Source organism: Klebsiella sp. MPUS7, from assembly GCF_009905335.1.
GTDB lineage: Bacteria > Pseudomonadota > Gammaproteobacteria > Enterobacterales > Enterobacteriaceae > Klebsiella > Klebsiella grimontii.
Window position 1 is genome coordinate 3,816,213 of record NZ_CP047604.1, and the last position, 21,349, is coordinate 3,837,561.

The 21,349-nt window shown below is 52.3% G+C and carries 21 protein-coding genes; 7 read left to right on the forward strand and 14 right to left on the reverse strand.

Translation table 11 applies throughout. From position 1 onward, the window contains the following. Nucleotide 1 precedes the first annotated feature (1 nt). The 6 genes from potG to GUC22_RS17805 all read right to left on the reverse strand — a co-directional run bounded on the left by potG (nt 2) and on the right by GUC22_RS17805 (nt 5,270). The gene (potG, locus tag GUC22_RS17780) at nt 2-1,135 is read right to left on the reverse strand and encodes a putrescine ABC transporter ATP-binding subunit PotG (protein ID WP_004134592.1); all 1,134 of its coding nucleotides are present in this window, start codon (nt 1,133-1,135) and stop codon (nt 2-4) included. Between the two features lie 102 nt (nt 1,136-1,237). Continuing rightward, the gene (gene potF, locus GUC22_RS17785) at nt 1,238-2,350 is read right to left on the reverse strand and encodes a spermidine/putrescine ABC transporter substrate-binding protein PotF (RefSeq protein WP_004134594.1); all 1,113 of its coding nucleotides are present in this window, start codon (nt 2,348-2,350) and stop codon (nt 1,238-1,240) included. A 348-nt stretch (nt 2,351-2,698) separates the two neighbouring features. Beyond that, nucleotides 2,699-3,178: a YbjN domain-containing protein gene (locus GUC22_RS17790; protein WP_004130838.1), complete on the reverse strand. Its 480-nt coding sequence runs from the start codon at nt 3,176-3,178 to the stop codon at nt 2,699-2,701. A gap of 89 nt (nt 3,179-3,267) precedes the next feature. After that, nucleotides 3,268-4,170, reverse strand: a complete 903-nt coding sequence (rimK, locus tag GUC22_RS17795; RefSeq protein WP_004134597.1) for a 30S ribosomal protein S6--L-glutamate ligase — start codon at nt 4,168-4,170, stop codon at nt 3,268-3,270. A 103-nt stretch (nt 4,171-4,273) separates the two neighbouring features. Beyond that, nucleotides 4,274-4,996, reverse strand: a complete 723-nt coding sequence (gene nfsA / locus GUC22_RS17800; protein WP_004134599.1) for a nitroreductase NfsA — start codon at nt 4,994-4,996, stop codon at nt 4,274-4,276. Then, nucleotides 4,980-5,270, reverse strand: a complete 291-nt coding sequence (locus tag GUC22_RS17805) for a YbjC family protein (RefSeq protein ID WP_004134601.1) — start codon at nt 5,268-5,270, stop codon at nt 4,980-4,982. The genes nfsA and GUC22_RS17805 overlap by 17 nt, the downstream gene beginning before the upstream one ends. Nucleotides 5,271-5,474: 204 nt before the next feature. Between GUC22_RS17805 and GUC22_RS17810 the strand changes: the two genes are divergently transcribed. Continuing rightward, on the forward strand, nt 5,475-5,738 hold the full coding sequence (locus GUC22_RS17810) for a GrxA family glutaredoxin (protein ID WP_004100567.1): 264 nt from the start codon (nt 5,475-5,477) through the stop codon (nt 5,736-5,738). Nucleotides 5,739-5,744: 6 nt separating this feature from the next. Here GUC22_RS17810 and ybjM read toward each other — a convergent pair whose 3' ends face one another. After that, nucleotides 5,745-6,128: an inner membrane protein YbjM gene (ybjM, locus tag GUC22_RS17815; RefSeq protein WP_004134606.1), complete on the reverse strand. Its 384-nt coding sequence runs from the start codon at nt 6,126-6,128 to the stop codon at nt 5,745-5,747. Between the two features lie 267 nt (nt 6,129-6,395). Here ybjM and GUC22_RS17820 point away from each other — a divergent pair, with 267 nt between their 5' ends. Beyond that, nucleotides 6,396-8,081: an aspartate:alanine antiporter gene (locus tag GUC22_RS17820; RefSeq protein ID WP_004134610.1), complete on the forward strand. Its 1,686-nt coding sequence runs from the start codon at nt 6,396-6,398 to the stop codon at nt 8,079-8,081. Nucleotides 8,082-8,238: 157 nt separating this feature from the next. Here the strand turns inward: GUC22_RS17820 and GUC22_RS17825 are convergent, their stop codons facing one another. Next, a complete protein-coding gene (locus GUC22_RS17825; RefSeq protein ID WP_004130826.1) occupies nt 8,239-8,781 on the reverse strand; it encodes a TetR/AcrR family transcriptional regulator in 543 nt (180 codons plus the stop codon). Nucleotides 8,782-8,930: 149 nt separating this feature from the next. On the opposite strand from GUC22_RS17825, the gene GUC22_RS17830 reads away from it, so the two are divergent. Further along, the gene (locus GUC22_RS17830) at nt 8,931-10,133 is read left to right on the forward strand and encodes an MFS transporter (RefSeq protein ID WP_004135117.1); all 1,203 of its coding nucleotides are present in this window, start codon (nt 8,931-8,933) and stop codon (nt 10,131-10,133) included. Continuing rightward, nucleotides 10,133-10,948, forward strand: a complete 816-nt coding sequence (locus GUC22_RS17835) for a Cof-type HAD-IIB family hydrolase (RefSeq protein ID WP_004135118.1) — start codon at nt 10,133-10,135, stop codon at nt 10,946-10,948. Before GUC22_RS17830 ends, GUC22_RS17835 begins: the two co-directional genes overlap by 1 nt. Before the next feature lie 47 nt (nt 10,949-10,995). On the opposite strand, the gene GUC22_RS17840 is transcribed toward GUC22_RS17835, so the two are convergent. After that, nucleotides 10,996-12,231, reverse strand: a complete 1,236-nt coding sequence (locus GUC22_RS17840) for an MFS transporter (protein ID WP_024360107.1) — start codon at nt 12,229-12,231, stop codon at nt 10,996-10,998. A 318-nt stretch (nt 12,232-12,549) separates the two neighbouring features. Between GUC22_RS17840 and ybjG the strand changes: the two genes are divergently transcribed. Both ybjG and deoR read left to right on the forward strand, forming a co-directional pair. Further along, nucleotides 12,550-13,143: an undecaprenyl-diphosphate phosphatase gene (ybjG, locus tag GUC22_RS17845; protein ID WP_049131731.1), complete on the forward strand. Its 594-nt coding sequence runs from the start codon at nt 12,550-12,552 to the stop codon at nt 13,141-13,143. Nucleotides 13,144-13,268: 125 nt separating this feature from the next. Next, nucleotides 13,269-14,027, forward strand: a complete 759-nt coding sequence (gene deoR, locus GUC22_RS17850; RefSeq protein ID WP_004135121.1) for a DNA-binding transcriptional repressor DeoR — start codon at nt 13,269-13,271, stop codon at nt 14,025-14,027. A gap of 28 nt (nt 14,028-14,055) precedes the next feature. On the opposite strand, the gene dacC is transcribed toward deoR, so the two are convergent. From dacC to GUC22_RS27560, 3 genes are all read right to left on the reverse strand, one after another. After that, nucleotides 14,056-15,258: a serine-type D-Ala-D-Ala carboxypeptidase gene (dacC, locus tag GUC22_RS17855; protein ID WP_029669928.1), complete on the reverse strand. Its 1,203-nt coding sequence runs from the start codon at nt 15,256-15,258 to the stop codon at nt 14,056-14,058. A gap of 615 nt (nt 15,259-15,873) precedes the next feature. Then, complete coding sequence (locus GUC22_RS17860; RefSeq protein ID WP_160183675.1) at nt 15,874-16,200, reverse strand: hypothetical protein; 327 nt, start codon at nt 16,198-16,200, stop codon at nt 15,874-15,876. Next, nucleotides 16,200-16,439: a hypothetical protein gene (locus GUC22_RS27560; RefSeq protein ID WP_320077028.1), complete on the reverse strand. Its 240-nt coding sequence runs from the start codon at nt 16,437-16,439 to the stop codon at nt 16,200-16,202. Before GUC22_RS27560 ends, GUC22_RS17860 begins: the two co-directional genes overlap by 1 nt. A 447-nt stretch (nt 16,440-16,886) precedes the next feature. Between GUC22_RS27560 and GUC22_RS17865 the strand changes: the two genes are divergently transcribed. Next, the gene (locus GUC22_RS17865) at nt 16,887-18,827 is read left to right on the forward strand and encodes an AAA family ATPase (protein ID WP_160183676.1); all 1,941 of its coding nucleotides are present in this window, start codon (nt 16,887-16,889) and stop codon (nt 18,825-18,827) included. A gap of 58 nt (nt 18,828-18,885) precedes the next feature. Here GUC22_RS17865 and GUC22_RS17870 read toward each other — a convergent pair whose 3' ends face one another. Together GUC22_RS17870 and GUC22_RS17875 are read right to left on the reverse strand one after the other, a co-directional pair. Further along, on the reverse strand, nt 18,886-19,116 hold the full coding sequence (locus GUC22_RS17870; RefSeq protein WP_160183677.1) for a hypothetical protein: 231 nt from the start codon (nt 19,114-19,116) through the stop codon (nt 18,886-18,888). A 10-nt stretch (nt 19,117-19,126) separates the two neighbouring features. Next, nucleotides 19,127-21,316 carry a hypothetical protein gene (locus GUC22_RS17875; protein WP_160183678.1) on the reverse strand — a complete coding sequence of 730 codons (2,190 nt, stop codon included), beginning with the start codon at nt 21,314-21,316 and terminating at the stop codon, nt 19,127-19,129. Nucleotides 21,317-21,349: the final 33 nt, after the last annotated feature.

Here is a 21,349-nt window from a genome sequence, read left to right on the forward strand (position 1 = left end):
CTTACACCGTCAACACGACGCAGCTATCGGCATCCCAGCACAAACGCACCTCATCACCCCAGGTTGGCGCCCCCTTACGGTAACGATGTTCGTTCTGCAGCTGAGCGCTCAGCATCTGCCCGCTTTTCAGGCGCACATGGTAGATAGACAGGTCGCCGAGATAGGCTATATAGATAACCTCGCCCACCGCGAAGTTATAGCCATCCGCGGGCGGGTCCTCGCAGAGCATGATTTTTTCCGGGCGCAGGGCCACCCACACCGGGACGTTATCGACGACGGAGGCATCGGGATCGACCTTCAGCGGATGGGTCAGGCCCGGAGAGTCCAGCACCAGGCCATCTTCCTGACGCTCTTTCACCAGCCCTTCAAAGACATTGACCGAGCCAATAAACTCCGCGCTGTAGCGGGTGGTCGGGTGTTCGTAAATTTCCTCCGGCTCGCCGATTTGCACGAACTTGCCGCGGTTCATAATGGCGATACGCCCCGCCATGGTCATCGCCTCTTCCTGATCGTGGGTCACCATCACGCAGGTGACGCCGACGCGCTCAAGAATATCGACGACTTCGAGCTGCATCCGATCGCGCAGCTTTTTATCCAGCGCCCCCATCGGCTCATCAAGCAGCAGCAGTTTCGGTCTTTTCGCCAGACTGCGGGCCAGGGCCACGCGCTGACGCTGGCCGCCGGAGAGCTGATGCGGTTTACGCTTTGCAAACTCCTGCATATGCACCAGCGCCAGCATCTCCTGCACCCGGCTGGTGATTTCGGCCTTGGGCAATTTGTCCTGCTTGAGGCCAAAGGCGATATTCTGCTCCACCGTCATATGGGGAAACAGCGCGTAGGACTGAAACATCATATTAATCGGCCGCTGATACGGCGGCACCCGCGCCAGATCGACGCCATCCAGGACAATCTGTCCGGCGGTGGGCTGTTCAAAACCCGCCAGCATACGCAGCAGGGTTGACTTGCCGCAGCCGGAAGCGCCCAGCAGAGCGAAAATTTCGCCTTTATAAATAGTGAGGTTGACGTCGTCGACGGCGTGCTGACCGTCGAACGACTTGGTTAAATTACGGATTTCCAGCAGCGGGGTCAGCGCTTTGGGGGTTTTCGCCTGCGGGCGAGGAATCACATCATTCACGGGGTGTTCTCCGGCAGAAATCAAATCATGGTGCAGGCGCACCATCGCGGTGCGCCTGTTGCCGGCAGCGCGAGGCATCGCCGGCCTACAACTCACGGAGAATTACTTACCGCTTTTCACCTTCGTCCAGGCGCGAGTACGCACGCGGTCGATTTTCGGATCCTGTACTTTCAGCGTGAACAGCTTGGCGAAGACGTCAGCCGGCGGATAAATGGCCGGGTTATTGCGGATCTCTTCGCTGACCAGCGGGAGAGAGGCTTTATTGCCGTTAGCGTAATAGACATGATCGCTGATGTGGGCGATAACATCCGGGCGCATCAGGTAGTTGAGGAACTGATAAGCCTCATCTTTGTTTTTCGCATCTGCAGGCATCGCGAAGACGTCAAAGAACGCCAGCGCCCCCTCTTTCGGAATAAAGTAGGAGACATTAACGCCGTTCTTCGCTTCTTTCGCCCGGTTCGCCGCCTGCCATACGTCGCCCGCCCAGCCGATAGCGACGCAGATATCGCCATTCGCCAGGTCATTGATGTACTGCGAGGAGTGGAAATAACGAATATTCGGCCGCAGCTTCAGCAGCAGGTCGGTCGCCGGGCCGGTGTAATCGTCGGCTTTACTGCTGTTAGGATCTTTGCCGAGGTAGTTCAGCACGGTGGCGAAAATCTCTTCCGGGGCATCAAGGAAGGAGACGCCGCAGCTTTTCAGTTTCTCCAGGTTCTCCGGCTTCATCACCAGATCCCAGCTGTCCAGCGGCGCGTCTTTACCCAGTACGGCTTTCACTTTATCGATGTTATAGCCAATACCGGTGGTCGCCCACAGGTACGGGATCGCGTATTTATTGTCCGGGTCGTGCTTCGCCACCAGCTTCAGCACTTCCGGATCGAGATTTTTCCAGTTGGGAAGTTTGCTCTTATCCAGCGGCTGGAAAACCCCTGCCGCCAGCTGGCGCTCAAGGAAACTCGCCGACGGCACCACCAGGTCAAAACCGGTGCTGCCCGCCATGAGCTTACCCTCCAGCACTTCGTTGGAGTCAAAGACGTCATACACCACTTTAATGCCGGTCTCTTTTTCAAAATTCGCCACCGTATCCGGCGCAATATAATCAGACCAGTTATAAACATGCAGGGTTTTTTGTTCGGCTGCGAGCGAACCGGCAGAGACGGCCATCAGCGCACCCGTAACCAGACCTGTTAACCATTTTTTACCAAAGGCGGTCATATCTCTTATTCCTTCTCAATGCCCGTTAACAAGCGGGCTGAATATACGCACTTGTTCGCATGCAATAATCATGCATATTTTTTCATTGCCTAAGAAAAGGAGAGAGGACCTCTCCCGGAATGGTTGCCCGCAACTGGAAGCAGCGTCAGAATAACTGTAGCCAGAATAAGAGGCTATAGCCCAGGTAAAAAAACGGCTTTTATCAATTTTTTATGCAATAAGGGTCTATGTGATAAGCCGAAAGCGGCAGAATGGCGGTGAAAAATTCTTTACAGGAAGGTTAATAGCAGAATAAAAGCACGTAATACGCAGCCGCCATGGCAGTGGCTGCGCTATTTTTCGACAGGCTTAGTGAAGAAAATGGTACTGAATATTCTCAGCCGCCGGCTCTTCTTCCTCGGACTTATACAGCACCTGATTGGCGCTGGCCTCAAGGATAACCATAGAAATCTGTTCTTCGCTCTGGCGGAAAAACCACGCGAACTGGTCGAGGGTCACGCCGACGCCGACGGTCAATGCCTGACACACCACCAGTTTCGGCAGATTATCGTCCTGAATATCGAGGAAAGCTTTGACCGTCAACGAACTGGCGTTAATCGCAGAAAGATCGGCGGAAAGCGGCAACAGCGCGGAGGGTTTGACCTCAGCCAGCGCGGAGAAAAGCACCACGTTATCCACCAGGTCAAGTTTGGCATCAAAAATGCCTTCGAAATTTTGCATATGCGGCAGGTGCAGTGCCTGGCAGGAATCACACTCAAAAAAGCTGATGCCCAATTCGTCGAGCCATTGACGTAATGTATCAAGACCCGGAACGACCAGTGAATCCATATGACCTGTGACCTCTTACTGTGAAAAATGCGACGCCATAGCTTACGCAAAAAAAGCGGCGTATTCCATGACGGTGTCGTGAAAGGGAACTATCCGCCCATTTTCAGACAAAATCCGGGCGTGGCTTGTCGTTCGATCCAGGCGATCATTTTGCCGGCGATATCGACGCCGGTGGTGGTTTCAATCCCTTCAAGCCCCGGAGAAGCATTAACCTCCATCACCAGAGGACCGCGCGTGGCGCGCAGAATATCAACGCCAGCGACGTCCAGCCCGAGCGTCTGCGCGGCCTTAATGGCCATTTCACGCTCCTGCTCGCTGATAAACGCCACCGACGCTACGCCGCCGCGATGCAGGTTAGAGCGAAAATCCCCCTCCTTCGCCCGCCGCTCAATCGCCGCCACGACCTCATTGCCCACGACCAGGCAGCGCACGTCCCGGCCTTTCGCCTCGGCGATATACTCCTGCACCAGAATATGCGCATTCAGACCGCGAAAAGCGTCAATGACGCTCTCTGCCGCCTGCCGCGTTTCGGCCAGCACGACGCCGATGCCCTGAGTGCCCTCCACCAGCTTTACCACCAGCGGCGCGCCGCCAACCATCGCGATCAGGTCGCTGGTATCGTCTGGCGAATGGGCAATGCCGGTGAGCGGCAGGTCGATTCCCTGACGCGCCAGCAGCTGGAGCGAACGCAGCTTGTCGCGGGCGCGGGTGATGGCGACGGACTCATTGAGCGGATAGCTGCCCAGCAGCTCAAACTGACGCAGCGCCGCGGTGCCGTAGTAGGTAATCGCCGTGCCGATGCGCGGAATGACGGCGTCAAAATGCGGGAGCTGGCGGCCTTTGTAGTGAATGGATGAGGCCACCGGACTGACGTTCATATAGCAGGAAAGCGGATCGAGGATTTCCACCTGATGACCGCGTTTTTGCGCGGCTTCGCGCAGGCGTCGACATGAATAAAGCGTTCCATCCCGGGATAATATGGCAATTTTCACCCTGCACCTCTGCGAAAAGACCCGCTCCGGCGGGCCTTTGGTAGTCAATGAGCGCTGACCTGCGGAATTTCCTTACGTCAGACCAGGGGCAGTTTACACGCAATCAGCGCGTAGCCCATCCCTGCTTATGCAGATATTCCAGAATAAATGGACGGCTCTCTTTGACGATAGTCCGGCGGATATGGTCGCTCCAGGTATCGCGACGCGTGTTGCTGCCGCGTGAGAGATAATACTGCGCCAACTGCTCGTCATATTCCGCAAGGACCGTTTCATCCAGCGGCTGATAGTGATTTTCATGCACCAGCATCGCCGACGGCATGCGCGGTTTCACTTCCGGGTTATCGTCAGGCCAGCCAAGGCACAGGCCAAACAGCGGCAGCACGTGCTGCGGGAGCTTCAGCAGCTCGGTCACCGCATCGATATTGTTGCGCAGGCCGCCGATATAGACGCCGCCCAGGCCAAGGGATTCCGCCGCCACCAGCGCATTCTGCGCCAGAAGAGCGGTATCGACGCAGCCCAGCAGCAGCTGTTCGGCGAGGCCCAGCTGAGCGTCCGGGCAGATTTGCAGATTGCGGTTAAAATCAGCGCAGAATACCCAAAACTCCGCGGCCTGCGCCACGTGCTGCTGACCGCCGCTCAGCGGGACCAGCTGTTGACGTATTTCCGGGTCGGTAACGCGAATAATTGAGGAACATTGTAAAAAACTGGAGCTGGAAGCGCCCTGCGCGCTGGCAATAATCGCGGCGCGCTGTTCGTCGCTTATCGGCGCGTCGGTAAAATGGCGAATAGAACGGTGGCTACGCAGCAGCTCAATGGTCGGCGTCATCTCGTTTTTCTCTGTCAGGCAGTGAGGAAGGTGGGGTTTTCGTGTGCGTCAACTGCGGGGCAATGACTTGCGCCACGCGCCACATTAACGCCACGGCGGCCGGGAGCATCAGCAGGATCCCCGCGAAGATCATCAGCAGCGCCGCCGTCGGGCTGGAAAACGGCGCGGGCAGGCTGACGTACTGGTTGAGCGAGAGCCAGGCCAGGGTCAACAGCACCATGCCGATAATCTCGACTACCAGAATACTTGTGGGTAATGCAGCGGGCGATCGCATAACGCTCCTCCGGTCCAAATCATGCACGCTCCCGGGCAAAAACCGGTCGCGTATCAGGCCAGTATAGCGGTTTCATCAGCAGAATATTTACCAAACATAGCCTTAAGCCATCAAAGCAAAAGGCAGAACCTTCTTTCCCTCGCCGACATAACGCGGCATGATACCCGCCATTCGCCATCCGGCTGAGGTTTAAGGAGAGAGACTATGTTTACGGTAATTTTTGGTCGTCCAGGCTGCCCCTATTGCGTTCGCGCCAAAGAGCTGGCGGAAAAGCTGAGCAATGAGCGCGATGATTTTAACTATCGCTACATTGATATTCACGCAGAAGGCATCAGCAAAGCCGATCTGGAAAAAACCGTGGGTAAACCGGTAGAAACCGTGCCGCAGATTTTTGTCGATCAGAAGCACATTGGCGGCTGCACTGACTTTGAAGCCTGGGCGAAAGAGAATCTCGGCCTGTTCGCCTGAGACGGCTCACTCCTCTGACGAGGGCTTGCGTCTGGTATCAAGCCAGGCGCAAATAAACAAAAAGCACAGCGCGCCCAGCGCGCACCAGAACACCGCGCTAAACAACCACGCCAGTTCCTGCCAGAAAGAACGCTGGGTCACAAAGAAAAGCCGCATGACCACTAGACACACTGGCGCAGCCAGCATCGCGCCGATAAGCGGGCGAATAACCCGCTGTCCGGGAGAGAGGCAGCTTGCCGCCGCACCGGGTAGCAAAAAGAATAGCAGCCCGAGCTCAGGGTTACCGGTAGCCCGAAAGGCGCCTTTCATATGTAACAGTAGTGACAAACAAACCACAATAAATAGAAAGAACCCACAGATAATACCGGCCCAGGTACGCTCAGATTTCACGACATCCTCCTGATTTTGCCTCTAACCAACTTCCACTTCGCCCAGTCAGATAAAGATTCTGGCAATCCATGCCAATAAAAGATCCCGTCAATGTAAAAACGATTGTTACTAGCCGCAGCCTCCAGGAAGGATTAAACTGTCGACTATATTTTGCTGGTTATAACGGGATGCCAGAATAGCGTTCGGGACAACGCGAACACTGGACCAACCTTAGACCAAATAACCATTTCCTTCAACAACTTACTAGTAAATGAGAAGTTGGCTTTCGTGAATATAAACGTCGCAGATTTGTTAAACGGGAATTACATCCTGTTATTGTTCGTTGTACTAGCATTAGGACTCTGCCTCGGGAAACTGCGTCTCGGGTCGGTACAACTTGGTAATTCCATTGGCGTTTTAGTCGTTTCCCTATTATTAGGGCAGCAGCATTTCAGTATTAACACTGACGCCCTCAATCTCGGCTTTATGCTGTTTATTTTCTGCGTCGGCGTGGAGGCGGGACCCAACTTTTTTTCTATTTTTTTTCGCGATGGGAAAAATTACCTGATGCTCGCTCTGGTGATGGTCGGCAGCGCGATGCTGATCGCCATGGGGCTGGGTAAGCTATTCGGCTGGGATATCGGCCTGACGGCCGGGATGCTCGCCGGCGCTATGACCTCCACCCCCGTGCTGGTGGGCGCCGGAGATACGCTACGCCACTTCGGCCTGCCCAGCGACCAGTTAGCCCTTTCGCTCGATCATCTGAGCCTCGGCTATGCCCTGACCTATCTGGTTGGCCTGGTCAGCCTGATCGTCGGCGCCCGCTATATGCCGAAGCTGCAGCATCAGGATTTACAGACCAGCGCCCAGCAGATCGCCCGCGAGCGCGGCCTCGACACCGATTCCCGGCGTAAGGTGTACCTGCCGGTGATCCGCGCCTACCGCGTCGGCCCGGAGCTGGTGGCGTGGGCTGATGGTAAAAACCTGCGCGAGCTGGGCATTTACCGCCAGACCGGCTGCTACATTGAGCGCATCCGCCGCAACGGCATTCTCGCGAACCCGGACGGCGATGCGGTGCTGCAGATGGGCGATGATATCGCCCTGGTGGGTTACCCGGATGCCCATGCCCGCCTCGACCCAAGCTTCCGTAACGGCAAAGAGGTCTTCGACCGCGATCTGCTCGATATGCGTATCGTCACCGAAGAGATCGTGGTCAAAAACCACAACGCCGTCGGCCGCCGCCTGGCGCAGCTGAAGCTTACCGATCACGGCTGCTTCTTAAACCGCGTTATCCGCAGCCAGATCGAAATGCCGATCGACGACAACGTTGTGCTCAACAAGGGCGATGTGCTGCAGGTTAGCGGCGATGCGCGTCGCGTCAAAACCGTCGCGGATCGTATTGGCTTTATCTCCATCCACAGCCAGGTGACCGACCTGCTCGCCTTCTGCGCCTTCTTTATTGTTGGCCTGATGATCGGCATGATCACCTTCCAGTTCAGCTCGTTCAGCTTCGGCATCGGTAACGCCGCCGGTCTGCTGTTTGCCGGCATCATGCTCGGCTTCCTGCGCGCCAACCATCCGACGTTCGGCTATATCCCGCAGGGGGCGCTGAATATGGTGAAAGAGTTCGGCCTGATGGTATTTATGGCCGGCGTGGGGCTCAGCGCCGGCGCCGGCATTAATAACGGCCTCGGCGCCGTCGGCGGTCAGATGCTGGCGGCGGGCCTCATCGTCAGCCTGGTGCCGGTGGTTATCTGCTTCCTGTTCGGCGCGTACGTCCTGCGCATGAACCGCGCGATGCTCTTCGGCGCCATGATGGGCGCCCGCACCTGCGCGCCGGCGATGGAAATCATCAGCGATACCGCGCGCAGCAATATTCCGGCGCTGGGATACGCGGGGACCTACGCCATCGCTAACGTGTTGTTAACCCTGGCAGGTACGCTGATTGTTATCATCTGGCCGGGGCTACAGTAAACTTTTCAGAAAAAAAACGCGTATACGCAGAACTTTTTTAGCTGGCGTCAGTCATAAGTAGTGCCACTGCTTTTCTTTGATGTCCCCATTTTGTGGAGCCCATCAACCCCGCCACTTAGGTTCAAGGTTGATGGGTTTTTTGTTTTCTGCGCCCCGCTCACTCTCCCGCCAGCCGGTCTACCATCAGTCGAATCGCTTCTCTCGATAGCGGCGCTCTGTCGGTCACGAAGTGCAGCGTCATCCCCTCGATAAAGGCGTCCAGCCCGCGGGCCGTTGCCGGTTCAAACCACTGCTCAAGGGTCTGCTGGCTGCGCAGCATCCAGTTCTGCATGACCGCTTTTAAATTCGGCTGGCTGCTGCAAAAAGCATAAAGCTGATACATCAGCTCCATATTGCGCGCGGTAGTGACCTGGGCGCTAAAAATCAGCTCGGCAATGGCGTCACAGGCCTCCCGGCGATTATGCACATCGGCAAAAAACTGCTGATACTGCGCCGACATCTGGCCGGTAAACAGGCTGAACGCCTCTTCGACCAGCGCCTCAATACCGCTAAAATAGTAGGTCAGCGAACCCAACGGCACGCCCGCGCAGGTGGCGATTTTCCGGTGCGTAACCGCATGAATGCCGTGTATCGCGATCGTGTCCAGCGTCGCCTGCAAAATCCGCTCCCGACGCTGCGGGTCGTTTGGTCGACGGGCCATACTCTTTTCCTCTTTCATTTAATATGCCTCAGGCTGAATCGAATCATAGAGGTCAATAAAAAAGCATTCCTCAGCAAGCAACCTGGATGTACAAATGTACACAACCTTGCTACTGTTGTCTGCATCTCTTCACTCTCGGGCATTTACGGATGACAGCGCAAACTTCACGCAGGGCTCTTCAGCTAAGGCTGTGGGCGCTCTTCATGTTCTTTTTTATCCCCGGATTACTCATGGCGTCATGGGCCACCCGCACGCCGGCGATTCGCGATCTGCTCGCGCTATCGACGGCGGAAATGGGGATTGTATTATTTGGACTCTCAATAGGTTCAATGAGCGGCATCCTCTGCTCAGCGTGGCTGGTCAATCGATTCGGCACCCGTAAAGTGATTCGCGCCACCATGTCCTGCGCGGTGGTTGGCATGCTGGTGCTCAGCGCCGCGCTATGGTTCACGTCGGCGGTGCTGTTTGCCATTGGCTTAGCCATCTTCGGCGCCAGCTTTGGCTCCGCGGAAGTGGCGATTAACGTCGAAGGCGCCGCCGTTGAACGCGAAATGAATAAAACCGTCCTGCCGATGATGCATGGTTTCTACAGCTTCGGCACGCTCGTCGGCGCCGGGATTGGCATGGCGGTAACCGGCTTCGGCCTGCCCGCCGCGCCGCACATTCTGCTGGCGGCGCTGGTGGCTATCGCCCCCATCGCTATCGCCATTCGCGCGATTCCTGAAGGCACCGGCAAAAATGCGGCGGAAGCGGCGCGCCATGAAGGCAAAGGCCTGCCGATCTGGCGCGATGCCCAGCTGCTGCTGATTGGGGTGATCGTGCTGGCCATGGCCTTTGCCGAAGGCTCCGCCAACGACTGGCTGCCGCTGCTGATGGTGGACGGCCATGGCTTCAGCCCGACCTCCGGCTCGCTGATTTATGCAGGCTTCACCCTCGGCATGACCCTTGGCCGCTTTACCGGCGGCTGGTTTATTGACCGCTACAGCCGCGTGACGGTGGTACGCGCCAGCGCGGTAATGGGCGCGCTGGGCATTGGCCTCATTATTTTCGTCGACAACCCGTGGGTCGCCGGTCTCTCCGTATTATTATGGGGCCTCGGCGCGTCGCTGGGCTTCCCGCTGACCATTTCCGCCGCCAGCGATACCGGCCCCGATGCGCCGAAGCGCGTCAGCGTGGTGGCGATTACCGGCTACCTCGCCTTCCTCGTCGGGCCGCCGCTGCTGGGCTTTCTCGGCGAACACTTCGGCCTGCGCAGCGCCATGATGGTAGTGCTGGCACTCGTGCTGGTCGCGGCCATCGTCGCCCGCGCGGTAGCGAAGCCACAATCTGAACCCGTGATGGAGAACAGTTAATGAGCATCAAATTGATTGCGGTAGACATGGACGGCACCTTTCTGAGCGATGCCAAAACCTATAACCGTCAGCGTTTCCTCGCCCAGTATGCGCGGATGCGCGAGCAGGGCATCCGCTTCGTCGTCGCCAGCGGCAACCAGTATTACCAGCTCATCTCCTTCTTCCCTGAGGTGGCGCACGAAATCGCTTTTGTCGCCGAAAACGGCGGCTGGGTGGTCAGCGCCGGCGAGGATGTGTTTAACTGCCGGATGCCGAAGGAACATTTCAATACCGTCATCGACCATCTTCTGACGCTGACCAACATTGAAATTATCGCCTGCGGTAAGCGCAGCGCTTATACCCTCAACCGCTATAACGATGCGCTGAAAGCGGTCGCGGCGAAGTACTATCATCGCCTCGAACTGGTCGACGATTTTAATCATATTGCTGATGATGAAATTCTGAAGTTCGGTCTCAACGTGCCGGATCAGCTGATTCCGCAGATCCAGCCGAAGCTGCACGCCGCGCTTGGCGATATGGTGACCGCGGTCGCCACCGGCTACGGTAGCATTGACCTGATTATTCCCGGGGTGCATAAAGCCAACGGACTGCGCATCCTGCAGGAACGCTGGGGCATAAAGAACCATGAAGTGGTGGCGTTTGGCGATAGCGGCAACGATATCGAAATGCTGCAGCACGCCGGATTCGGTTTCGCGATGGCCAACGCCGCCGCGCCGGTGAAGGCCGTCGCCGGCTACCGTGCCCCGCACAATAACGAAGAAGGCGTGCTGCATATTATTGATAAGGTACTGAATCGCGAAGCGCCGTTCGCCTGAGGTAGCGCCTGCTGCGGCGCGTCACGTCGCAGCAGGGCATTTGAAAGTTACTGCGGTTCGTGGGCGTTGCCCACGCGTTTATCCTTCAGGAAGTAGACCGTCATCGCCAGCCAGAGCACCCCGCTCAGCAGGTTGAGCAAGCTGAAGAGCCCGCTACCGCCAGACTCATAGGCGTGCTTACTGACTTCGATACCCACGGTAAAGATCAGCATTTGCAGCATCCCCATCGCCGCCGACACCGTCCCCTTACTCATCTCGCTGGCAAACAGCGTCAGACGCACCAGTCCGGCGTTGGCGAGACCAATCCCGAAGGCGTAAACGCTCAGCCCGGCGGTCATCCACAGATACGCGTGCGTCGACGCCACCGTCGCCACGGCGGAGATCAGCAGGCCGATCATAATCGGCCAGCCGCCGAGAATAATCAGCGAGCGCACCGTTTTGCGTGAAGTCTGGCGCGCCAGCACCAGGTTCCCGGCAATCAGCGCGCCAAAAATCGGCACCTGCAGCAGGCCATATTCGTAGCTGGTCGCCTGCTCGCCGCTGATGATGATCACCGGCGATTGGGCAATCCACGCCAGCAGCGGCAGGCTGACAAAACCGGTGGCCAGCGCGCCGGCGACAAAGCGCAGGTTTTTCAGCACTTCACGATAATCACGCCCCAGCTCTTTTACCGATAGCTTCTCGCCCATGCGGGTGGCGGTTTCCGGCATCGCCTTCTGTAGCCCGAAAAAGGCGATGGCGGCCAGCACGGCAAACAGGACAAACATCATCTCCCACGGCAGGAGATGAACCCAGGCCGCGCCCACCAGCGGCCCGAGCAGCGGCGCAATCAGCGCGACGTTGGCCATCAGGGCGGTGATCTTGATGCACACCGCCTCTTCAAAAGACTCCTGTATCGCCGCATAGCCGACCGCGCCGATAAAGCACAGGCTGATACCCTGCAAAAAGCGCAGCAGCGTGAACTGCTCAATAGTTTGCGCCAGCAGCGTCGCCAGGCAGGTTACGATAAACCACACTACCCCGGTCAGCATCACCGGACGACGGCCGATGCGGTCCGAAAGCGGCCCCAGCAGCCACTGCAAAAACATACCGCCGGCCAGATAGGCGGTCATTGAGGTCGGCACCCACTCGTTGCCCACGCCAAATTCTGCCACCACCGAGAGCATGCCCGGCTGGATCATGTCATTGCCGATATAGGTGGAGAACTCGTATAACACCAGGCACAACGGAAAGAGCAGCGCCTGACGTCCGAGGCGTTTGCCAGAAAGCGAATAATTCTGCATGAAATCTCTTATTTAAATAAAACCGCGCAAAGTTTAATGAAAGTCGTCTCGGGGAGATAGCGAATTGTGAGCGATGAAGCAAAATATCGCCACACGGATAGCGCATCGCCAGCAACCAATCAAAATCCAGCTGTATATATTTCGTTTATGTTTCAATTAGATTACAGGCTATATACTCCTTCAATCAGTCTGTTTACGAAGCCACGCCCGTGTTTTAATTCATAACAAACTGATAATTAAGACAATACTGCTTTACCTTATCGCCACCGTTTTTTAAGGTGGGCGGCTTGTTGCTAACGGACCCAAGAGCCTGGATGTATGCTGGAAAATATTAACTATTCGCTGTTTGCATTACTCAACGCTACCCCCGCATCGCCGTGGTGGGCGATTGAAATCGCGACGTTTATCGCCAAAGACCTGATAATTATGGTGCCATTATTGGTGTTGGCCTTATGGCTTTGGGGCCCAAACCAGCGGCAGTTAGTATTTAAGGTCATGATGGCATTAGCCATTAGCCTGACGCTTTCGTGGATATTCGGCGTATTTTTTCCGCATGACCGTCCGTTTGTCGCCGGTATTGGCTATAACTTCCTGCATCATTCGCCCAATAACTCCTTCCCGAGCAATCACGGCACGATCTGCTTTACCTTTGCGCTGGCCTTTATGTTCTGGCACCGCCTGTGGTCGGGCGCGCTGCTGTTCGCCCTTGCCTGCGCGATTGCCTGGTCCCGGGTCTATCTCGGCGTGCACTGGCCGATGGATATGCTGGGCGGGCTGCTCACCGCGATGATCGCCTGCCTTAGCGCCCAACTGCTGTGGCAAAGCGGCGGAAAAACCCTCTATCAGCATCTGCAGCGGCTGTACCGTCTGTTTTTTTCGCTGCCGATTCGCAAAGGTTGGGTGCGCGAATAGATGTTCCTGACCAGCTGGTAAAGTTGCGGTAGCGCCCAATTCCTGCGCGTGACTAAGCCTCTTCCGGCAGGTAAAATCGCCGCTGACGCCCTGTCAATGCAGGGCGCTTTCAGCTTAGAGGGAATATGGAAACTCGTCGTGACGAACGCATCAGTCAGCTTATTCAGGCACTCAAGCGCAGTGATAAACTCCATCTAAAAGAAGCGGCCACCCTGCTTGGCGTGTCAGAGATGACCATTCGTCGCGATCTCAACGGCCACAGCGGCCCGGTCGTGTTGCTGGGCGGCTATATCGTTCTGGAGCCGCGCAGCGCAACGCACTATCTGCTGAGCGATCAGAAAACACGCCTTGTGGATGAAAAACGCCGCGCAGCCCGCCATGCGGCTAAGCTGCTTGAGCCCCACCAGATGGCCTTTTTTGACTGCGGGACCACCACGCCGTGGATCATCGACGCCATCGATAGCGCCCTGCCCTTTACCGGGGTCTGCTATTCGCTCAATACCTTTCTTTCCCTGCAGGAAAAACCCCAGTGCCGCGCGATTTTGTGCGGTGGCGAGTTCCACGCCAGCAACGCCATTTTTAAACCGCTAAGCCTGCAGGATACGCTGAGCCACCTTTGCCCGGACATCGCGTTTTATTCCGCCGCGGGCGTCGATTGCGAGCAGGGCGCGACCTGTTTTAACCTGGAAGAGCTGCCGGTCAAACACTGGGCGATGAAAAGCGCGCGCTACCACGTGCTGGTCGTCGATCACAGTAAATTTGGTAAAGTTCGCCCGGCGAGGATGGGGGATTTAGCGCAGTTTGACGTGATTGCCAGCGACGTGTGTCCGGATGACGATCTGCTCGCGCTGGCGAAGGAAAAACAGATTTCACTGCTTTACTAACCGCGCCCCGCAGGGCGCGGCCTGCATTTTAAGAAAACCAACCGCCGAACCAGCCGTGCAATTTCATCAGCACGAAATCGATCATCCGGCTAAAGAAACCGCCTTCGTTTACCGCTTCCATCACAATCAGCGGCCGCTGCTCAATGGTTTTATCATTAAGCTTGAAGTCGATGGTGCCGACCACCTGCCCTTTGGTCAACGGCGCGGTCAGCTGCGTATCATTCAGGGTGTAGCTGGCCTTGAGGTTTTTCAGCTGGCCTTTCGGCAGCGTGATGGAGCCGGCCTCGCCCGCCCCCAGCTTCGCTTCGCTGCTATCGCCAAACCAGACGCGCTGGGTAATAAAGGTGGCATCGGGTTTAATCGGCGTCACGGTTTCATAGAAACGGAAGCCCCAGGTCAGCAGTTTTTCTGATTCGTTAAAACGGATACGGTCAGTTTTGGTGCCGAGCACGACGGCAATCAGGCGCATATCGTTTTGCGTCGCGGAAGAAACCAGATTGTAGCCCGCCCCGGCGGTGGTCCCGGTTTTCACGCCGTCAGCGTTGAGATTCGTGCTCCATAGCAGACGGTTGCGGTTCGGCTGACGGATTTTGTTGAAGGTGAACTCTTTTTCTTTATGGATCGCATACTCTTCCGGCACGTCATGGATCATCGCTTTGGTGAGCAGCGCCATATCGCGGGCGGTACTAAACTGACCCGGCGCATCCAGACCGTGCACGGTCATAAAGGTGGTGTTGGTCAGGCCCATTTTCTGCGCATAGCCGTTCATCAGGCTGACAAACGCGTCCTGGCTGCCCGCCACGTAGTCGGCGATCGCGATGCTGGCGTCGTTGCCGGATTGAATGATAACGCCCTTGTTAAGATCTTCGACCGACACCTGCATTCCTGGCTTAAGGAACATCACCGATGAGCCGCGCAGCGCCGGGTTACCGGTTGCCCACGCGTCGCGCCCGATAGTCACCATATCGGTCGACTTAATCTTACCCGCCTTTAACGCCTGGCCGACAACATAGCTGGTCATGATTTTGGTCAGGCTCGCCGGATCGAGTTTTTCATCGGCATTGCCTTCGCTGAGCACTTTGCCGCTGGCATAGTCCATCAGGATCCAGGCTCGCGCGTCAATGGATGGCGCATCGGGGAGTTGTTCTGCAGCCTGCACCGCAGGCGCAACGAGAAATAAAAGCGCGCAGCCTGCCGCGAGGCCGCGAAGGGAAAAAGCATCATGCGTCATAAGAGCCACCCAAGTATCCTTTCCAAACAAAAATATGCCGCTACACTCGTTCGGCGCCGCAGCAGCCGGTGAGTAAAGCGTACAAATGACCTTAAAGAAACAGCGAGTTGGTAAAGTTTTTAAAGTTTACGCAATAACCTCGCCCGGTGCTGCAAACAGAGCAATTTTTTTGATCGCGGTTGCCTAAATATTAACTTTATTATGGCATGCAAAAAATTAGTTTAGCAAATTCAACGTTCTGCATTATTTTCAACGATATAGCGCGGTTTGCTTCAGGACAAATGCGGACAAATGCGGACATTTGAACGCCCCAAATCGTGCCCCAAACGACATTTTGCCCCAAAATCTGCCCCATTTTAACGTCCAAAAACAGGACTTGCATCCTGCCTCAAATCGTTAATCGCATGGGGTGCGACTCTGGGGGCTTCAACATCTCCAGGACACCCATAAGTAAAAACGTACCCATGCAACCGGAACTTCAACTTGACTGTTCAGACCAGAAATATCTGGAAACATCTGGAATTTTCTCAGAAGATATACTCCGCGCAAAGACGCACACAGCAATAATGTCATGAAGTTTTTCCCCTGAGTGTGCCTGCTCCGGGGATTTTTTTATCAAACAGGACTTATATCCTGTCTCAAGTCGTTAATCGCATGGGTTGCGACTCCGAGCAATTCCTCGTCTTCCAACGCCTCACCTTCGATGCTCTCGCCTTCAACTGTGATAAAAGAGCTTCCCATCAATTTTGCAAACTGCAGTTCGCCAGCCAGGCGGATAAGAAGGACGCTTCCTTGCGTCACCTTCAGCGATAAATCGAGAACGACATAGCCGCGATCCGTCTCTATAACCTGAGAGTTAGCGCCAATGTTGCACGCAGCCGTGACAGTCAGCCTCTGCTCAACGTAGTCGGCGGCCGGTGAAGGAAAATAGCTGGCAGTCATTACATCACCCTCCCCATGTTCCGCAGAATCCATAATCTGTTTTCGGAGTGATCAGGCGTCTTGTCAGCGAAGCACGACTGATAGCGCTCTATCCACCGGTTAGCCTCGGAATAAGATAGATGGATGCCACGGCACTCCAGAGAAGACACAAAATCGCGAGTGTGCAGGTACTGATAGCCTTTCGAGTTTCGGAGAATCGACTCACGAAATGCCTGGTTGATATCTGATTGTCTGAGCATTATTTGCCCCACAAACACTGTTTATATATACAGTATATTTAACCCAGCCACATATCAATATAGGTTCCGGCTATCAATTCGCGTCATTGACGTAACGCATTGATGTAATGAGTAAGGTAAGTCTTAAAATGCTTTCAGTGCTGAACTGTTTGATGGTTTTACGAACAGTGCGAGGATAAAATTTTTCAGCTATAGCATTGCTTCAATAGCAAATTTCTCACCTGCGGGCTCTTGCATACGATTTACTAATGAGTGACGTTTACTGGCTCGTACCCGCGCAGCATTTGCAAGCAACACCGTTGTAAAAAGGACGAAATTATTGTTATATGTTAACAGCCCTCGTTAGATTTGGTTATGAAGTAAGATCAATTATTACTTAATTCAAAATCAATCGTGTGAACAGCAACTAACTACATGATGATTTATTATGTCCATAAGAAGGTAAAAATGAAGATTTCAATTTCATCACTCACTGATTATAAAGGTTTCAAATTAAATGAGCCATTAGAATTTGAGGCTCCTTATTGTATTATTACTGGTAAGAACGGAGTTGGAAAAACGAGATTCTTAGACAGTATCATTGAGAATAGAGCACAAATTTTTTTCGATGGGGATGTTTTAGCACCTGATAAAATTGGCAGAACGAATGTAAACATTCCAAACAGCTCTATGCTCAGGAGTATATCATATGCATACCACATTGATTTAATCTGTAGGGCTATTTTAACAACAATTGAAAATCATGTAAAAGGAACAGAGTTCCCCCCTGAAACGACATCAAGAAGCGATTTCGGTGAGATACTTACAATCCCAGTCCTAAAACTAATCAGAGAAATAGAAGATATAAGTAAAAAAGAAATCAAAAAAACAACCTCGAATGAAATTAAGCTATGCCTTTCATTAGTTAATGCTGTATCACAATGCTTACCATCTTATAAATTGAATATCTCTATATTAATCTCAAAACATTACTATGAAATTGAAGCCAATAACTATTTGAATTATAAAGTATCAAATGGCGATGATTTATTTTGTTTAGATACACATGACTTTAACAAAGAAAAAAAATCGCCTCACGGTGTACTAAACGAAATAATACGAAACTCATTCGATAATAAATATCATATTCAGACACCCCCAAAAAGCTGTTACGACTCAATCTATAAACCTTCAATACTACGGGTAGACAATGATGAACAGATCGAGATAGAAAATTTGTCTTCTGGAGAAAAAGTGATTTTATGGATGGTATTGAATATATACGCCATAAACACTCAACATTATGAAAATATATTAGACAATAAATCACTTATATTACTTGATGAGCCAGATGTATATTTACACCCAAAGATGATACCGGAACTATTCAAAACACTAAATTCCCTAAACAAAATGCTAAATTGTAATTTCATTTTATCAACCCATTCTCCAACTACTGTAGCTTTATTACCTAATGACGAACTATTCGTTCTTGAGGATTTTGAAACGAATACCATACACCGAAAGGTCTCTAAAGACGAGGCAATAGGTAATTTATTACAAGGAGTTTCTCAGATATCCATATCTCCAAGAAACAGAAGACAGGTATATGTTGAGAATGGAAGGGACAGTGACATCTACCAAGCTATTTTCTCGAAATTATCATTCAAAAACCTTGGGCTTGACCCTGCTATTACGTTAACATTTATGGCTTCAGGCGGCCAGATACCAATAGATGAGATTGATAAACATGTGAAAAGTGTATTTAAAGATGCCTCCGAAGAATCATTGGTTCTACTGACAAGAAAGATTAATGAAGAAAGTGATTGCAACAAGGTAAAAAGAGCGGTTGAATATCTTGAAAACGCAGGAAGCGAAACGGTAAGAGGAATTATTGATTGGGATAAAAGTAATAAAACTGCAGTATCCAGAAAAATCATAGTGGCGGCGAAAAACTATGCCTACTCGATTGAAAATCTAGTTTTTGACCCCATTTCTATATTCGCATACCTGACGACTTTCCATCAAAATTATCATAAAAAATCTGACTTTTGCAGTTGCAGTGACTACGATGATCTAAAAGATATTATTCATGACAAGGATAAACTCCAAGAAATAATAGACTCAATTACAAATAAAGTATTTAATCGCAAGAATGATTATAAAATATCGATAAAATATATTGTCGATAAAGGGCTTAAGGGTGATACTGAATTCTATAACATGAGAGGGCATGATTTAAAAAGCAAAATACTCCATGCCTATCCTAAGTTATACGAACTAAAATCTAAAAAACAGACATTTCAAGAAATTGAGTATTATCTCATGACGAATATAACTTTAGAAATGTTGGGGTTTGAATTTCTTTCCTCAGAATTTCTCAACACCCTGATACAATTACAGAAATAACTCCTCCCCCCATCTAGAAAAAATATAAATAGATGGGGGGACTATGATGTTACAATTTTTAACTTCTTATTTGTTTAATGTGGTTGTAGGCCTGTTCTTCGGGGTTAGGACCATCTAAATCGTAATCGCAGCTGAACGTTTCCTGGTCAAATACAATATCACTTCCCGGCGCAGTGTAATTGACGATAAACGACATCACAGTTTTATCCTCAGAGATATTTATCACCCCTACGGAAATGCCCGCTCCGTTGACGGGTATCCCCTTAAACATCACGTTTCCTTTTAACATATGTTACCCCTTAGCTAGTTCGACCTGCTGACTCATATCTCAGGCGTATGCGTGAGAAAGATGGTGTGATTGATGAAGCAGTGTTGTTTTTACAATAAATTATGACATTACCGTCAGCGTCCATACTTGGCTGTAATGTTGCCCCGTTAAGGCTTCCATTGGCAGTAGCCTCAACACCAGTAGCTATAAAACCCGTAGTGTCGGCCACGCTTTGAACCGGAGATGTGGACGCCTGTCCTGAAGCTATCGTTCCCGGAACCCATGCAAATGACCAGTTCAGGTAGTTTTTTCTCTCAATAAATACGCCGTCAAACAATATTGGTGATGTGCCATTTGTAAGAATGAATGAGCCGTTACTGATTTTGTCCGGCCTGATTTGCCAGGTGTAGTTATGCCACTGACTGTCGGCAGTAACGCTGACGCTACCGAAATCAACGCCGTCAAGATTGAGAATGACGGATGAAGCGGTGCCAGAAACATTCTTCATTCTCGCTGTAATATGCACAAATTCACGGTCAGAAATCAGTGCGCGTGAAATAGTACCGCGACGGATTTCAGTTAATGCAGCGACCGACATTACCGTTCCGTAATGAGTCATAGAGTTTGCATCAGGTACGAAAGGGTTGTTTACCAGCCCGGTCATTTTATGGGCCGATATAAAGCCCGGTGCTTCATAGTACGAGCGTTTGTTTTTTGCTCCATTGTTAGTGTGATAGATAATCGGCTCGATATCCTGCGGCAGGTTTGAAGTGCAAACAAAAGTACCGTCAGCCGTTGCATCTCCCCGGTTAGAAATATTTTTACTTCCCGCAACTGTTCCGCCCTGGATATTCATCAGGACATTGTCACACCCCGAAAACTGATTTCCGCTAATATTAGGTTTTACACGAGAGTTGACACCTATTCGAATACAATTTGTATAAAGATTTTCATTAGTTAATTTGAAGTTCGTAAAGAAGTTATCTTTTATATCTACCCTGTTGGCCTGTCCAAGGTATATAACAGACTTCTGAGTGACGTTACCGGATACGGGTTTATCGTCATATTCAAACTTGTGATGCCCGGCGATAGAAACCACATCAAGGTTTGACCTGTCGGTGCCATAAATCCATGTACCTGAGTTGAACCCGAAAATACCGCGCCAGAGGCTGAAGTTATTCACGTTGTTATTGGGGATGTCTATATAATCTTCAAATCGAATACATCCGGTATCTTCACTGCCCAGTCGTCTGCAGAGATAGTTATGAAGCCCTCCCTCAGCAACATCCTGAAGCGACAATCCCCAGCCCGAAAGATTCTGAAAGGTAATTTGCTCAAAAAACAGATAACTCCATGTCTGAGCTCTGACAAGCATTCCTGTATCAGAACCTTTCTGGCCGCTCAGACTCAGATTAAGAAGTCCGCCACCATGCGGGCGGATTCCTTCTTCAGGATCACCAAGAAACTGAAAGATATGATTTGCGCCTGATGGTTTTATTATTCTGGCCCCAAGGGCATCGATGCTGATAGAACCTTTTCCGTAGAATTTAACTGGAGCAGTAAGATTAATGTCGCCAACTATGTATTCACCATCTGGAACAAAAATTGACGCAACGCCTGAATTGGCCGCTCGTTGAAACATTAAAGTATGGTCACTCTCCCCCATATACCAGTCAAATACATCAGGATAACGGGCATTTTTATCGTGCTGAGTTTGACTTGTGGCTCCCAAAAATGGCTGCTTAACAGCCGTCAGGGCATCACCCATGCCTTCTTCGTCTGAACCCAGGTTTTGGCGAAGCGCTGCATCACCGACAGATACAAAATGCGCAGCGTCGGTGCTGGTCCATGTTTCGTCAGTATTACCAGCCGTGGTAAAAGGGATGCCTGTCGCTGCGGTGAGTTTATACAACTCGTTGTTATAGCGAATGAGCTGGTTATACTCGGTGAGCGTCAACGGACCGGCAGTGTAATCACCGATTACTTCATACCCCGAGTTCTGGATAAATGCATTGAACCGGCTTTCTCTGTCCTGTTGGGATAAATTAAATAGATTTGTGCGCCCCGTATTGGTCAGGCGCTGCACACCGAGGCGATCGGTATAGAATTCACCAGTACCGGTAACCTCTTCGTCAAGCTTCGCGCCTGCAAATACCGCATTGCGGATATCGGTACTAGGTACCGGAACCTGTGTCGGTGTCGGGAGTGGAACTTCTGCCATTGTGCATGTCGCCCTATGTATAAGGCGCACGAA

Excerpts from the sequence above, each read along its gene's own strand:
- potF (WP_004134594.1), bottom strand. The coding sequence starts at position 2,350 with ATGACCGCCTTTGGTAAAAAATGGTTAACAGGTCTGGTTACGGGTGCG.
- GUC22_RS17790 (WP_004130838.1), bottom strand. The coding sequence starts at position 3,178 with ATGGATTCACTGGTCGTTCCGGGTCTTGATACATTACGTCAATGGCTC.
- nfsA (WP_004134599.1), bottom strand. The coding sequence starts at position 4,996 with ATGACGCCGACCATTGAGCTGCTGCGTAGCCACCGTTCTATTCGCCAT.
- GUC22_RS17805 (WP_004134601.1), bottom strand. The coding sequence starts at position 5,270 with ATGCGATCGCCCGCTGCATTACCCACAAGTATTCTGGTAGTCGAGATT.
- GUC22_RS17810 (WP_004100567.1), top strand. The coding sequence starts at position 5,475 with ATGTTTACGGTAATTTTTGGTCGTCCAGGCTGCCCCTATTGCGTTCGC.
- GUC22_RS17825 (WP_004130826.1), bottom strand. The coding sequence starts at position 8,781 with ATGGCCCGTCGACCAAACGACCCGCAGCGTCGGGAGCGGATTTTGCAG.
- GUC22_RS17830 (WP_004135117.1), top strand. The coding sequence starts at position 8,931 with ATGACAGCGCAAACTTCACGCAGGGCTCTTCAGCTAAGGCTGTGGGCG.
- GUC22_RS17835 (WP_004135118.1), top strand. The coding sequence starts at position 10,133 with ATGAGCATCAAATTGATTGCGGTAGACATGGACGGCACCTTTCTGAGC.
- GUC22_RS17840 (WP_024360107.1), bottom strand. The coding sequence starts at position 12,231 with ATGCAGAATTATTCGCTTTCTGGCAAACGCCTCGGACGTCAGGCGCTG.
- ybjG (WP_049131731.1), top strand. The coding sequence starts at position 12,550 with ATGCTGGAAAATATTAACTATTCGCTGTTTGCATTACTCAACGCTACC.
- deoR (WP_004135121.1), top strand. The coding sequence starts at position 13,269 with ATGGAAACTCGTCGTGACGAACGCATCAGTCAGCTTATTCAGGCACTC.
- dacC (WP_029669928.1), bottom strand. The coding sequence starts at position 15,258 with ATGACGCATGATGCTTTTTCCCTTCGCGGCCTCGCGGCAGGCTGCGCG.
- GUC22_RS17860 (WP_160183675.1), bottom strand. The coding sequence starts at position 16,200 with ATGACTGCCAGCTATTTTCCTTCACCGGCCGCCGACTACGTTGAGCAG.
- GUC22_RS27560 (WP_320077028.1), bottom strand. The coding sequence starts at position 16,439 with ATGCTCAGACAATCAGATATCAACCAGGCATTTCGTGAGTCGATTCTC.
- GUC22_RS17865 (WP_160183676.1), top strand. The coding sequence starts at position 16,887 with ATGAAGATTTCAATTTCATCACTCACTGATTATAAAGGTTTCAAATTA.
- GUC22_RS17870 (WP_160183677.1), bottom strand. The coding sequence starts at position 19,116 with ATGTTAAAAGGAAACGTGATGTTTAAGGGGATACCCGTCAACGGAGCG.
- GUC22_RS17875 (WP_160183678.1), bottom strand. The coding sequence starts at position 21,316 with ATGGCAGAAGTTCCACTCCCGACACCGACACAGGTTCCGGTACCTAGT.